At 23.6% G+C, this 14,399-nt stretch carries 16 protein-coding genes; 13 read left to right on the forward strand and 3 right to left on the reverse strand.

What is annotated here, in order from left to right; genetic code table 11:
* The first annotated feature begins 275 nt into the window (after positions 1 to 275).
* The 11 genes from MBCUT_RS00995 to MBCUT_RS01040 all read left to right on the forward strand — a co-directional run bounded on the left by MBCUT_RS00995 (position 276) and on the right by MBCUT_RS01040 (position 9,522).
* Positions 276 to 587 (forward strand): hypothetical protein, encoded by a 312-nt coding sequence (locus tag MBCUT_RS00995; protein ID WP_067257642.1) that lies wholly within the window; start codon positions 276 to 278, stop codon positions 585 to 587.
* A gap of 1 nt (position 588) precedes the next feature.
* Positions 589 to 969 (forward strand): type II toxin-antitoxin system VapC family toxin, encoded by a 381-nt coding sequence (locus MBCUT_RS01000; RefSeq protein ID WP_067257645.1) that lies wholly within the window; start codon positions 589 to 591, stop codon positions 967 to 969.
* Between the two features lie 73 nt (positions 970 to 1,042).
* On the forward strand, positions 1,043 to 1,186 hold the full coding sequence (locus tag MBCUT_RS10690) for a hypothetical protein (RefSeq protein WP_157082419.1): 144 nt from the start codon (positions 1,043 to 1,045) through the stop codon (positions 1,184 to 1,186).
* A gap of 156 nt (positions 1,187 to 1,342) precedes the next feature.
* Positions 1,343 to 1,807: a helix-turn-helix domain-containing protein gene (locus MBCUT_RS01005; protein ID WP_169805344.1), complete on the forward strand. Its 465-nt coding sequence runs from the start codon at positions 1,343 to 1,345 to the stop codon at positions 1,805 to 1,807.
* 145 nt (positions 1,808 to 1,952) lie between these two features.
* Positions 1,953 to 2,681, forward strand: a complete 729-nt coding sequence (locus tag MBCUT_RS10455; protein WP_169805345.1) for a transposase — start codon at positions 1,953 to 1,955, stop codon at positions 2,679 to 2,681.
* A gap of 703 nt (positions 2,682 to 3,384) precedes the next feature.
* Entirely contained in the window at positions 3,385 to 4,053 is a 669-nt protein-coding gene (locus MBCUT_RS10460; RefSeq protein WP_084270665.1) for an HNH endonuclease, read from the forward strand.
* 3 nt (positions 4,054 to 4,056) lie between these two features.
* On the forward strand, positions 4,057 to 5,319 hold the full coding sequence (locus tag MBCUT_RS01020; protein ID WP_067257651.1) for a hypothetical protein: 1,263 nt from the start codon (positions 4,057 to 4,059) through the stop codon (positions 5,317 to 5,319).
* Positions 5,320 to 5,378: 59 nt separating this feature from the next.
* Complete coding sequence (locus MBCUT_RS01025; RefSeq protein ID WP_067257654.1) at positions 5,379 to 5,951, forward strand: hypothetical protein; 573 nt, start codon at positions 5,379 to 5,381, stop codon at positions 5,949 to 5,951.
* Between the two features lie 37 nt (positions 5,952 to 5,988).
* Positions 5,989 to 6,999 carry a hypothetical protein gene (locus MBCUT_RS01030; protein ID WP_067257657.1) on the forward strand — a complete coding sequence of 337 codons (1,011 nt, stop codon included), beginning with the start codon at positions 5,989 to 5,991 and terminating at the stop codon, positions 6,997 to 6,999.
* 36 nt (positions 7,000 to 7,035) lie between these two features.
* Positions 7,036 to 8,160: a hypothetical protein gene (locus tag MBCUT_RS01035; protein WP_067257659.1), complete on the forward strand. Its 1,125-nt coding sequence runs from the start codon at positions 7,036 to 7,038 to the stop codon at positions 8,158 to 8,160.
* Between the two features lie 9 nt (positions 8,161 to 8,169).
* Positions 8,170 to 9,522, forward strand: a complete 1,353-nt coding sequence (locus tag MBCUT_RS01040) for a nitrilase-related carbon-nitrogen hydrolase (protein ID WP_067257662.1) — start codon at positions 8,170 to 8,172, stop codon at positions 9,520 to 9,522.
* Positions 9,523 to 9,904: 382 nt separating this feature from the next.
* Here MBCUT_RS01040 and MBCUT_RS01045 read toward each other — a convergent pair whose 3' ends face one another.
* Positions 9,905 to 10,309 carry a type II toxin-antitoxin system VapC family toxin gene (locus MBCUT_RS01045; protein WP_067257665.1) on the reverse strand — a complete coding sequence of 135 codons (405 nt, stop codon included), beginning with the start codon at positions 10,307 to 10,309 and terminating at the stop codon, positions 9,905 to 9,907.
* 2 nt (positions 10,310 to 10,311) lie between these two features.
* Positions 10,312 to 10,755 carry a hypothetical protein gene (locus tag MBCUT_RS01050; protein WP_067257668.1) on the reverse strand — a complete coding sequence of 148 codons (444 nt, stop codon included), beginning with the start codon at positions 10,753 to 10,755 and terminating at the stop codon, positions 10,312 to 10,314.
* A gap of 398 nt (positions 10,756 to 11,153) precedes the next feature.
* Between MBCUT_RS01050 and MBCUT_RS01055 the strand changes: the two genes are divergently transcribed.
* Complete coding sequence (locus MBCUT_RS01055) at positions 11,154 to 11,765, forward strand: IS1096 element passenger TnpR family protein (protein ID WP_067257672.1); 612 nt, start codon at positions 11,154 to 11,156, stop codon at positions 11,763 to 11,765.
* A gap of 1,014 nt (positions 11,766 to 12,779) precedes the next feature.
* Complete coding sequence (locus MBCUT_RS01060; RefSeq protein WP_067257675.1) at positions 12,780 to 13,253, forward strand: flavodoxin family protein; 474 nt, start codon at positions 12,780 to 12,782, stop codon at positions 13,251 to 13,253.
* 495 nt (positions 13,254 to 13,748) lie between these two features.
* Here MBCUT_RS01060 and MBCUT_RS01065 read toward each other — a convergent pair whose 3' ends face one another.
* The gene (locus MBCUT_RS01065) at positions 13,749 to 14,354 is read right to left on the reverse strand and encodes a TetR/AcrR family transcriptional regulator (protein WP_067257679.1); all 606 of its coding nucleotides are present in this window, start codon (positions 14,352 to 14,354) and stop codon (positions 13,749 to 13,751) included.
* Positions 14,355 to 14,399 lie beyond the last annotated feature (45 nt).

Below are 14,399 nucleotides of genomic sequence, written 5' to 3' on the forward strand. Positions count from 1 at the left end.
GTATTTGTAAATTCAAGCTTAAAATTCAATTTTAAAAATTGTATCAACTAACAAATTGACAGTCCCTAATTTTTGAGACTGTCAAAATGTTAGTTGGTAAGAAAAATTTCTCTTCTAAAAATCAAGTATTTGTAAATTCAAGCTTAAAATTCAATTTTAAAAATTGTATCAACTAACAAATTGACAGTCCCTAATTTTTTGTATAAAAGTATAAATATCCAAAAGTATAAATATATATTTGTAAAATTGATTATATTATTATAGAGTGTAAAAATATGATAGAAATTAAACAAACAAGCATACAAATACCAAAAGACACATTAATAAAAATAAAAGCTATAGCAGTTGAAAAAGGAACAACACAAAATAAAGTAATCATAGATTTTATAAATAAGGGACTTGAAAATACAGAACCTAAAAACAGAAAAGTTAAAGCCAGAATAATCAGCGACGAACTACCAGAACCAAAAACCAAAACCAAAACATACAAAAGCTTAAAAGACATGGCGGGTATTGTAAAAGTAGATAAAAATATAGATGTTGATGAAGTACTAGGAAACATACACATGAAAAAAGGACTGTATTAATATGATATTCCTTGAAACAAGTTTATTAGTTAATTTATTTGTTCCAACAGCACAAAATCATGAAAAAGCTTTAAAAATTATGGAAAATATAGAAGACAGTCAAGCTATAATTAGTGAAATGGTTATATACGAAACATTAACAGTATTAAGAAAACTAAAACAAAATGATGAAATGATTAATACAGTTTACAGAAAATTAAAAGAAATGATTGTTTACGAAGATATAACATATTATGAAAAAGCTTTAGAAGACACATTAATTAATAGTATTGGTTTTTTTGATAATCTTAGTCATATTGTAATGCAAAACAATAATATTAAACAAATAGCTAGTTTTGACAAAGATTTTGATATATTCGAAGACATAGTAAGAATCCATTAAATTACAAGGTTAGGAAAATGAAAAAATAAACCCTAAAAAATTATTTGAGGAATTTATTATGATAGCTATAAGAATGATAAGAACAATCTCTGCAAAAGACCTAATAAAAGAATTTGAAAAAACATATGGGTCAATTGAACAACTTGAAAAAGTTCTTGAAAAAGGTGAAGGAGATATAAATGGCAGGTGGCTTAAACGATTGGAAATATTTCCTTGAAAATCCTGATGAAGAAATGAAGGATGGTAAAACAATATTCAGGGATCATAAAACTATTTCAACATTAGAGCTTGAACTATAGTTTAAATCGAAAAGTTTAAAAGTAATGTGAAACAAATTATTTTTATGGTAAATAAAATACAAAAAAGAGTTAAAATGTGTATTAAGAAAAGTCGTTTGAATAAAATTATTAGTAGGCATCAGCAAGAAGCTGATGTTTTAAAAAAATTGATTTTTATTCGATTTTTGTACAATGGAAAAACCGTTGATGAAGCAGTAGAATTGATGGAAATTTCATTATCTACTGGGCATAGATGGTTAGATGAGTGGAATGAGGGAGGATATGAAAATTTATATCCAAAATACAAGAATGGTGGGAGAAAAGCTAAATTAACTGAAGAAGAGTTTAAAAAACTAGATGAAATAATGATCAATGAAAGTTTCTTGAGCACTCGTAAAATTCATGAAATTATCAAAAAAGAATTCAATATTGATTATTCAATGAGTAGAATACCTGCAATCGTGAAAAAACTAGGATATTCTTATAAAAAAGGATATATAATCTATTCTAAAATGCCTGAAGATGCAGAGATTATTTTAAAAAAAACTAAGAAAATATGATTTAGACAACTGCATAATAGGCATTTTAGATCAAGTAGCATGTCAAAATCTTTCTAATTCTCCCAGAACGATTTGTAAAACAAAAGAAAAAAATATTCTTAATCAAAACCCTATGAGGTTTTCAAGAACAGGAATAGGAGTTCAAATGATAAATGGAAAATCTTACATAAGCTTTCCACCTAACTCTCGAAAAAAAGAAATGATAAAATTTTTCATGGAACTCTTTCAAATAAATTCCACAAACAGCTTCTTAAAAAACAAATTAGATGAAATACTAACATATGAACAATTAAAAATCACCACAATCATCGAAAAATTAGAAAACAGCGAATCCACTAATCAAACAATAATGAATATTATTTTAAATCATGTTTTTCCAATGAAAACAAAAAAAATGATTATAAAAGACTTAAAAAATTATGTAGAAAAGCCTAAAATGTCAAAAAAGTATGAAAAAGAGAATAAAAAAAAGCTTGGAGAAATATTAGAAATAGTCTACAGAGAACTTTTAAAACCTCTAGAAAACCTATTTAAAAAAGAAATTGAAATGGGCATTGTTTTAGACAATTATCCTGTTCATCATGCTAAAATATTGAAAAAAACCTGTAAATACCTTAATATAACTCTTATACATTTACCACCATACTCTCCTAAGCTTAGTCCTATTGAGCAGGTCTGGAGAACCATAAAAAAAGAATTATCCACAGAATTTATCGAGAGTGAAGAATTTCTAATTGAAAATTTTGAAAAATGGTTTTATGAAAATATTGACAAAAAGTCGTATACGAAAAAATGGGTTGATAAATTTATATTTGACATAAATAACGATCTATTAATCGCAGATATGTGCGAATATGCAGTTTTAACACCATAAAATAAATCATGAATCCTTTTATAATTTATTTTCAAACTTTTCAAAATAAACTATATTTTAGAAATAATAGAAAATGAGGATAATGATATTCATTACAAATTTAAAAATGAAAATGGAGAGGACATTCCAGTCCAATATATATTTAAACTTATAAAACAAAGTTATGATAAACTAATTCAAAAATTCCAATAAAAAAACATAACAGACTATGTTAAATTCAAAACACAATATCTAATTTAATCTTATTCATTAAAAGACTAAGATAACAAGTATCTAACTATACTTTCATTTAATTATAACTCCAATTATATTTACATATAATCAACCATATTAAAATTTCATTTTTCAATAATATATTATAAAATAATATATTATAAAAAAGATAATCCAATATAAAATGATGAGATAGTGAAAAAATATTATTAATAATAATATATCACCCCATTATTCTAAATCTATTCACTATATTTTGATATAATCTAACTCATTCATACTATAAATTTTATTTTAATTCATTTTATATACTCATAAATACTTTTTTATTAAATTTTATTTTTATAATAACATTATCAGAATTTTTAAAACCAAAACATTTATATATGAAATTAAATAATAATTGAATTAAGATTAAAGAGAAGAAGTGAAAGAATATTTATAATAATATTATATTTCTTACTCAAGTGCTTCAAATGTTGGTGAAAAAATGGATGTTAAAATTTTAAAAAATAGTGGCGAACATACAATAGATCTTGGTAACTCAATTCAATATGGGCATATTAGTAATCAAAATCCTGAAAATAATAGTTTGATGAATGTTCTTACTGATAATAACTCACTATTAAAAAATAATAATTTTTTAATAGAAAAAGTAGCTCGTAAGTTATTAATAGATAAAGAACTAATTGAAAAGAATAAAACTTTAGTCAACGAGAATGAAACTCTCAGAGAAAATAATATAAAATTTAAAGAAAAAATTCTCTTTTTACAATCAGAGGATAAAAAAAATTTTTGGGAACAAATGATTGGATTGAGAGAACAAAATAAAGCATTAAAAAATAGCTACAAAGACGTAAAAACGAGATATAATAAATTAAAAAATAGGAAGAAGAAAAATCCAAGAATACAGTTAGATAAAGATACAAAAAGGTTAGTATATGAAAAGGATAATTTTCAATGCTCTGTGTGTGGGGAAAAGGATTTAGAAAAATTAACAGTAGATCATATAAATCCAGTTTCCCTTAGAGGAGGCAATGATATAAATAACTTACAAATTCTATGCGAAGAATGTAATTCTTTGAAAGGAGCAGCAATGTTAACTAATGAAGAAATAAAAATGATAATAGATAATAGAAAAATGAATCAGGAAGTGTGAATTATGTTAATTAGTAGAGAAGAATTTTATGAAGGTCTTGATAATAATAAATATTTAGGCATTTATGACTTTGAATATGAGTTAATGGATTTAGACAGGTATGTTGGAGAGCTAGATTATAATGAATTTTTAAATGAAAAATTTTTAAAACAATCTACTTATGAATTTATTAAGATACCCTCTGATGAATACATGTTCTATTGGGACTCATTAGGTTGTTTTGAAAATATAGAAAGTATTGAAGAATATAAAAAACAATATAAAGAATATAAGAAGTATGAATATAATCGAGATAAGTATCAAAAATATTGTGAAAAAAACAATATGGAATTTCGTATTGAAGAATATGTGGAATATCTAAAAAATATAGATTATGAGATGAAAGATGAAATAGATAGTGAATATACACAAACCATTATGTTAATTTCTAAGAATGACAGTGATTTAATTTCTGTTATTCATGCAAAACTAGAAAATTGTGATTTTAAAGATGAGTCTGCAATATATTATTTTTTGAATTTCGCAAAAATAATCTTCGAATTGAAATATGATGAATGTGTTGATTTTGCATGTATTGTCTATAAACTAATTTATAATGAATCACCGTTTTCAAGTAAAGATTTAAGTTCATCACAACAAGAAGTTTTTTATAAAGCAAGAGATTTCCTAAATATTATTGAAGATTTTGATCAAAATAAATACAAACTCTTATTTGAGTTTTTAGCTAAAAATATAAAACCAAAATCATTCAAAAAAAAATCAGTAATGTTTACTGAGAATCAAATAACTAAAATTAATTCTATTGAAGATAAAGGATTTAGTGAAAATTTGAGATTTGTTGTTGATAATTATTTTCAGGATATTGAAAAAAGAAAACAAAAAAATAGCTATTTCAATGATAGTCAAATGAATAAAATAATATCTTCAATAGTTGTAGCTTTTGCTATGAAAATTGGATTATATGGCAATATTGACGAAAAAAATGATAATTCCATCTCAGAAATTAAAAAAGAAAAATTTTTGGATTTAATGGAAGAATTTAGAAAAAATATATTATATATTTTAAGAGATGCTGAAGTAATTTACAATAAATTCTCCCATGAAGAGCAATCTCCTGAGGAAAAAGCAAAAATGTCTCTTGGAGTATTGAAAAAGATAGTAAAAAGTGAAGTAAAGACAAATTATGAAATTTCAAAATGGAATGAATCTATTGAGCAATTGGATGAAATATTTGAATTAGGTTTAATTGATAATGCAACTAATTAAAATCTTTATTTTTAATAAAAAATAATAAAAATTCTATTAACTATTGAAATGGTGAATTTATGAATGGTAAAAATAACTCTAAGAATGAAAAATTACGGACAGTTATGGATATTTTAAAAAAAGGTTCAGATGAAACTACTGAAGAATATGATAAGATTAATAGGACAAAGGATGGAAATTTAAAAATTTTATATGAATATATAAAAGAAAAAGTGTTAAAATGGGATAATGATATCCATATTGATCCTAGTCCAAAAGATTATATTAATTTCAAAATTGATGGGATTGATAATAATATCGTTTCATTTGGATTTAAAGAAGAACATATGGAAGTTGCATTCTCTTTTAAACCTAAAGATGATGAAAATATTCTTAATCAATGTAAACTTAAAAATAAACAATCGGTTTATCGTATGTTCATAACATCAAATGAAAAAGTTAATATTGATCAGCAAGGCCATCCAGATCCAAAAAAACTTATTTTAAAAATAATTAAAAACAAAGATAACGAAACTCATTATGATATTAAAAAAGAAAATGGAAAAAAAATTGAAATAGATAATATAATTAAATTTTATATCAAACGGCATTATGAATTTTTAATTCATAAGTACAATAAATTTGTAATTTAAAAAGATGAAAATAAAGTAATTATGAGGTTAGATAATAATGAATCTTAAATATTCAAAGAATTATCTTTTTTTAACAAGATTAGATAAAAAAGGTCTTTTTGTAACTGATGATAACAATCATATTCTTCTTGAATTTGATGACAAAAATCGATTAATTAGTTCTAAAGAGATTAGTGAAAAATTTAGAGAAAGAGAATTAGGATATTCCTTAAAAGCTATTGGAACTAAATTACTAGGTTTGGACGGGAATGAAGACATATTGAGCTATTTAGTTCCTTGGGATATGGAGCTTGAAAGAATATTTAACTGTATAAGATACAAGTATCTATTATCTATCTTTGAATCTGGGTTTGATAATCCTTCTAAGTTTTTGCATAGTAGCTATAATCGACCATTTCAAGCATTAGCTGGTAAAAATGTTTATCAAGGAAATGTTGATGTAAGAAAAGACAATGATGATATTTTTAAAGATATTGGATTTAAATCTCCAGAAGAAACAGGAGTTAATTTTGAAGAAGAAACAAATGAGTTTAATTTCATTATTAGATTTTTAAGAAAATATTATCAAAATGATTTACCAAATGTTTACACTGAGCTAATAGCTATTAAGCCAGGAATGCATGAGTTGCTTATTCATGGAAATTATTTTGATTTGACTGAAAAGCATCAAGATAAAGTGAATAAGAATAAAATCAATGCAAAGAATGTGGATGGAAAAGTAGATTATAGAAGTGAAGTTTTTGCACTTTTAGCTAATGTAGGAAATGTTGAACATTCACCTGTGCAAAATTTAAGCAAATTTCCAGGAGAAATAAATGTAAATAGCTATTTCACTTATGCATCATGTAATATAACCGAAGGCCCATTTGTTTCAAGAAAAATAAAAGACATTTCTTATTTTGATGAAATAAGAAAAATTCATTCAAAAGAAGAGATTAAAAACATTGAAAGTAAATTCAATGTTTACTATTATGATAAAGGTGTGGATTCTAGAGAAAAATTAGAGAAAGTTTTACATGAAACTGAAAAATTTAAGTCTTTCCAATGATAGATTTACTTATATTGTTAGTATGGAGGTTTACTTATGCCAAAAAAAGATACTTTGAAAATTCAGGAGAAAATTCGTGAATTAGGTGAGAAACTAGGATTTATTTCAGTTACTGAAGAAACTTTGCATGAAAATAACTCATATGTACCAGAATATGATGTTGTTTGGTATTTGGATTTGGAAAAACATTTAAATTTGGAAAATATTAAAGAATTTTTTAAAGAAGATCCTGAAATGTTTGAACAAATTAAAAGATTACCTTTTGCTGGATTTGAAATTGAAGGTTCATCAACAAATAGTAAATACCAACTGGGTAACTTTTTAAATTTGTATAGTGGTAAATTCATATATAATTTTGTGATTGTGAATAATAATGGACATAGCGAAAGGGATATTTATAGAAGAGGCATGAAAATTAAGCATTATTTTGCTGAGAATAGTGGGGACAAAAATATAATTTTCTTAGATACAGCACAGTTTGATGAAAGCATTGAAAGATTAAGCTACTTTGATATGAATATACAAAAATGTGATGAATCTATGGATTCTAGAAGCAGATTTGGTGGAGAAACAAAATCTGAAGATATTTATAAGAAAATTAGTCCATTTTTGGAAACCGATTTAATTGTAAAGCAAAATTATTCCTCTATTATTCCAAAAATTAAGCATAAAATCTTAAAAAGAGTTGGAAAACATGTGAATCCTAACAGTGACGATAAATTTCCGTTATTTTTCTTAAAACAAGAGTATTATAAATTCCCAGATAAAAATGAAGTATCAAAAGCTAGACAACAAAGAGATAATTTTTATATTCCTAAACTTGATTTGGTTTTAGGTTTTAATGCACCAAAAGGATTTGTTTCTTGGCTTTTAAAGATATCGGAATCGATGAAAAATGACTATGTGCATTATCCTATTTTGTTTGGACTTAAAGAAAAGTTAATTTCTATAAACGAGTTATTTATTCCTTTAATTTCTATGGAAATAGAAACTAGTGTCAGCAAACATGCTAATGGTGGAGTTTATAATATGTCTAAAAACTCTTTTATGGGAATACTTGTAACCAAAAGTACTGATAAATCTATGGCAAAAAATCATGTGACATTCTTTAAAAACGAATTGGGATTAAATAATATTTTAAATTATTATGTAGACATGTAGATGATAAAAATGAAAATTGCTTTATATCTTCAAGATAATAGGAAAGATATTGATAAAGAAGAATTTAATAAAATTACTTCATCAGTAAAAAAAGAAAAAATAGATTTATTTGTCTTTCCAGAGTTTAGTAAAACACCATTTGATGATAAATTTTATGAAAATATAGATTGGAAAACCATAGAAACAACTGCTTTAGAGATAAGTAATCTATTTGGTTGTGCAATAATAATTGGGGGAGAAATTGGTAGTTCACATCAGAAACATGAATACAAACACTATGTGAATGCTAAAAATGAATTGAACAAGTCTCTTTCTTTGGGAGATAAATATATTTATAGTTATTATGCTAATGCATATGCAAAAGGAAATGAAACATTAACTGAAATATATTTTAAACATACAATGGCAGAATCATCCCCACTAGGGTTAAAAAATTATAAAGAAAGCATTGATAAATTTTTCAGCCCAATAACACTAAAAAATAAAAAAATTGGAATGACAATATGCTATGACTGTAATCATTCGGCATTTAGCAGAGCATATGGAAAACAAAACATTGATATGATTATAAATTCGACTGGAGGGAATGTTGTATTTGACAAATGGTATAAATACAACAAAGTAAGAGCATTAGAAAATGAGTGTTTTAATTTTTGTACTATGGGGTATAAAAATGCTAAAAGACCAAACTCCTATATTTATGCATTCACACCTAAAGGTGAAGAAATAAAATGGAATAAAACTATTTTTCCAATTAATGATAAGTGGGATGAGATAGGTAATATTTTTGTGTTTGATACTGAAAGTTTAGATGTCACATATAAAAAAGATACAAATCAAAAAGGAACCATTAATAAAAACCAAGATTTGAGTATAAATCCTAATGAAATAGAATTATTATTAAAATCATCCCTAAAAATAGATGAAAATTTATATTTAAACGAATTTAATGGTTTTAATATTGTTTTATGTATTTTAAATGACTATGAAATATGTAAACCAGAAATATATCTTAAACTTATGTATAATAAAAAATTAAAGAGGTTTAAAAATAAAAAATACATTTTAATAAGTAAATGGGATAAGTTAGATAAAGAATTATATGAATCAGTTATATCTGATATTTTAAGAGTTAGGGCAATGGAAAATTACTGTGGAGTTATTTTAATATCAAAAGGATTGGAAAAATGTTATCAAACAACCAAAACCAAATCTTCACAGCTAGTTAAAAAACAAAAAAACAGATATAACCTTGATCTGCAAAGAATGACAGGACCTGAAGTTATTTGGAAGAATAAAAGTGGGATGAAAAAATCTTGGAGAAAGGGGTTTGAAAAACTAATTGAACATATTTCTATATAATAAAAAATTTTTTATACCAATGACCATTTTATGGCATATATCGTACTGGACATTTGATTTGAAAATAATATTAAATTTCTATAATCATAAATTCTTTAATATATAAAAATAATGATTAATAATATGAATATTTAAAAGTATTATAATTTTGAGAAGTTTTATCCAATACTATAAATTTTATACAATAGTTTAATAAACCAAGAAAAAATTATAAATCATTATACAGTTAATCATGGTGATTGAAAATCTACAATAAGAGAAATTCATGTGAAAAATACTGAAAATAAGCATTTATTACTTTATAAACTCCCTAAAATATTCATAAGAGTTTTCAAAAGAAAATTTACAAGAGTATACTTTATTAGAATAATTCAAAAAAACCTTAACAAACCCGAATAATACCAATAATATTGTCGAAATGATTATCAAATGTAGCTATTTTTTTAATTCCTAATTCTCTCATCAGAGCTATATAAACAGAATCAAATAAAGGTATTCTTCTCTTATTTTTCTTCATTTGCTTAGTAAGTATTTCAAAACCGTTACCATAAAAATCATTATCAATAATGACCTTATAATTTTCATTTAACTCTTTATAAACTTTTGACACTAAATAATGGTCTTGTTTCAATTTAACATTCATAACTGTTATAACTTCCATTATCACAAGATTAGATATTATTCTTTCTTTGTTTTTCATTTCTTCCATTAACTCATTAGCTCTTTCATAATCCTTATTTGTTTTAACATAGAAATTAATTAAGAAATTAGCATCTAAAAAAATCATTATCAATACTCCATATTCCTTACTTTTCTTATGGCCTGAGCAGTGTCAAAAGGTTCATCAGTTTCAATTATACCTGACATATTCATAAGTCTTTCAGGGTCAGGGTCATAAGTATCTTTATTAGCTATTAAATGTTTCGGTATTTTATTTTTTGTTTTAGCTTCTATTCCTTTTTCTATTATTTCTTTTATAGCTTTTTCTTCCGTAATTTTTTCATCTTTAGCTATTTTACTAATTCTCTTTAATAAATTAGGTTTTATGTTTTCAATTTGAATAGTTCCAATTTCATCATTTATTAAGTTATGATTTTCTGTTTCTTTAAATAAACCTTGTTTAATGAATTTTTCAATTAGTTCAGTTTGACTAGTTCCTAATTGAACAGCTTTGATTTTTAAATCTTTTAATAAATTTGCATCTAAGGTGAAGCTAGTTTTTTTCTTTGACATATAAACACCTATTAATAATTTATAACTATCCTTATTTAATTATTTCGGTATTTCCTTAAATAACCATTTAAGTATATATTTCATGTTATATAATATAATTCATAATATAATATTATATAATACCATATCATTATATAATTCATAATAATTAATGTAATTATAAACTTAATAATAATATTATTTTAATAAAGTATTATTACTTACTTTAATAAAATATTATTTTAATAAAACATTATTACTTTAATAAAATATTACTTTTAATTTAATTTAAAAACAATGAAAAAAGCAATTATATAATAAAATTCAATTATAAGTATGTTATATAATAGAAATGAATATATTATTATTATTATTATTATTATTACTATTATTACTATTATTATAATAGGAGACATAATATGACAAAAAAAGAAGTATATGAGTTAAAAGTAGTTTATGATGGTGACAGTGAAATTTTTAGAGTTATAAAGATTAGAGAGGATCACTCTTTAGAAGATTTAGCTAAAACTCTTTTAAAATCAATTAAATTTGATTATGACCATATGTATCTATTTAACATGGACAATAATTATTATCAAGGAGAAAATACTTATGAAAGATCTTTAGATAGTTCTAAACCTTCTGTTAAAATAAGTTTGAAAGATCTTGCTTTGAAAAAAGGAATGAAATTTCAACTTTGGTATGATTTTGGAGATGATTGGTTTTTTAATATAACTGTTTTAAATATTGAAAAAACCACAAAATTTGATAAACCTCGAGTTATGAAATCTCAAGGCAAATTAAAACAATACCAAACCTTTGATGATTACGAAGAAGATTTTAACGATGAAAATGATCTTTTTGCTCTTCAAGGCGATCCTAAAGACACTGTTGAAATTAATGGTAAAGAAATACTATTATCTGAACTTCTAAGTCAAATGAATTCAAGTCATGAAGAAATAGATGATGACTATGTATTTACAGTTAATGGAAAAAAGATAACTTTAACTGAAATAAATAAAATAATGTAAAATAGATAGATTGAAGTAGATAGATTGAAGTTAAGAAAAACGCTTTGTGTTTTTAAACTTGTGTCTTGTTGGACAATTACCTTTGTTCAACTAGTACATACTAAAATGAATAATTTAGTGATTGTTGATTATTTTTTAAACATAATAGGTTATTAGTAAGATATATTTCAATATTGTTCACCATTTTAGAATTGTGCATTACTCTAAATATTTAAAAATTTTTTATTTTATAATTGATAAAAAGTAGAGATTTTTATAATTGAGAAAATTAATTCTTAATAAACTTTAATAGCAAATTTTCACAATTTAAATCAAGTTATGAAAATTTACTAAATATTTCTTCAAATTGAATTAAAAAATTTTCATCCTAAATTTTAAAGCCCAACCCGTTGATTTTAGTAATCCCAAATGAAAAAAGAATGCATAAATCCATTTTAAAAAAAATCAAAGATAATATAGAAATATATAGATATAAATACTATGTAAAAAAGATAAATCTAATATAAAAGATGATACGAAAAGATGAATACTATTCATAATCTTAATAACATCTTATATTTATCTAAATTCCTTTAAATCCTCATGTTTTTCATTTTTTTTATATTGTTTTTTCATATTCTTATATATAAAATATTTAATTTTATACTAATTTTGCATGATTTTATTATAGCTATTTACTCACATAATCATGTATTTATACTTTATTACAATATTTAATAAATTTTAATTGATTATTCTAAAAAATATTCGTTTAAATAAAATAAATAAGATAACAATAAGATAAAATTAATAAAACTAAATATTAAAATATTAAATTTTATAAAAAAGAAATTAAATATGAAAAAATGATAATTTGATGATTAATAGATTGTAATGAATTACTTGATTTAAAATTTTTAATTTAGAGATTAAAATAGCTATTTTCATGAAATAATAGAATAATCTACAAAATACAAATAATTATAAACAATGCAATCCTAATATATATTAATCAAATTAAATGGGGGATTATTAATGAAAATTTTAGTAGCATATTATTCAAGAACATCTGTAACAGCTAAAGTAGCTGAAAAGATTCAAAGAAATTTAAATTGTGATATAGAAGAAATCATAGATACAAAAAATCGTTCAGGAGCTTTAAACTATTTTTTATCTGCTTTTGAAGCTATGAGGGGAAAACCTAGTGAGATTGAACCTATAAAAAATGATCCATCTGAATACGATTTGGTGATCATTGGAACTCCTGTTTGGGCATCTACTATGGCAAGTTCAGTTTTAAGATATATTCTTGACAATAAATCAAAATTCAAAAACCTTGCATTTTTTTGTACATGTGGGGGAAGTGGATATGAGAAAACACTAGAAAAAATGGAAGAAGTGTCTGAAAAAACACCATTGAAAACATTTTACAAAACTAATGCAAATTCTGATTCAGAATTAGAGTCTAAAATTAACGAATTTACAGAATATATTAAAAATAAATTATAAAAAAAGCATAAAAATTAAAAATAATATAAAAAAGCATAAAAATTAAAAATAATATAAAAAAGCATAAAAATATAGAAACTAATATGATATTATATTTTTATATTCTAAAAAATTATAAAGATATAATCTTTTAAATAATGATATAAAAGAAGAATATGAATTGTAATCTTTCAAATAACAATATAAAAATATCTTTTAAATAATAATATAACGCGGAAATTAAAGAAAGGAAGGTGATTAAATCATTTAGAATTATTTAGACATATATTAATTTAGAATATCTTTTAAATTAATAACCTGTAGTGGTGAAGTTAATTATTCTCCAAAGTTATTAACCTTCAATATATTAAATCTATCTTCCTTTGATTTAATAGAATTATAGCTATAAAACAAATGTAAACATTCAACTTGAGTTGTTTTAAAATGAGATTATTATAATATCTTTATTCTTAAATCTTCAGGTCATGTTTTTTAAAATAAAGAATTTAACTAACTTTATTTCTTTAATGTATCAATCATTAATTTAACATTCTCATCAATAGCTTTTTCTACAGACATTTCTGGAAATGCTCCCCAAGTTTCTACAAATCCTCTTAAAAGTGAAAAAATATACAATCCTAGTCCATTCCTATCAATATCATTTCTTAACTCCTTTTTATCAAACAGATCTAAAACCACTTCCTTATAAAGATTACATGCTTTAAGATCATAATCATGGAATAAGTGTCTGAACTCAGGATGTTGATGATAAATACCTTTAAGCAAGAGATGGTAGTCTTTATAATTGATTTCAAGGCCTGACATATCAAAAGCAATTTCATTCCTAATATCAGAACCTATATGGCAATGAAAAAGAAGTTTCAATTTTTCAGTAGTTGAACCTTCATAATCGAGTAAAATTCTTCTAAACTCATCGAGTTGAGATAAAAAATACTTATTAAGTAAATAAAGTAAAATATCATTTTTATCTTTAAAATGATAGTATATCGCACCAGTAGTAACTTCGGCAGTATCTTGAATTTGCTTTATAGTTACATTATCAAAACCATGGCTAAGTGCTAACAAAAATGTCGCCTCAGCTATTTTATCTTTATTACTCATAATATCTCCCCAATTTAATTATAAACTGATTATTTTTAACTAAAG

The sequence above is a fragment of the Methanobrevibacter cuticularis genome (assembly GCF_001639285.1).
GTDB lineage: Archaea > Methanobacteriota > Methanobacteria > Methanobacteriales > Methanobacteriaceae > Methanobaculum > Methanobaculum cuticulare.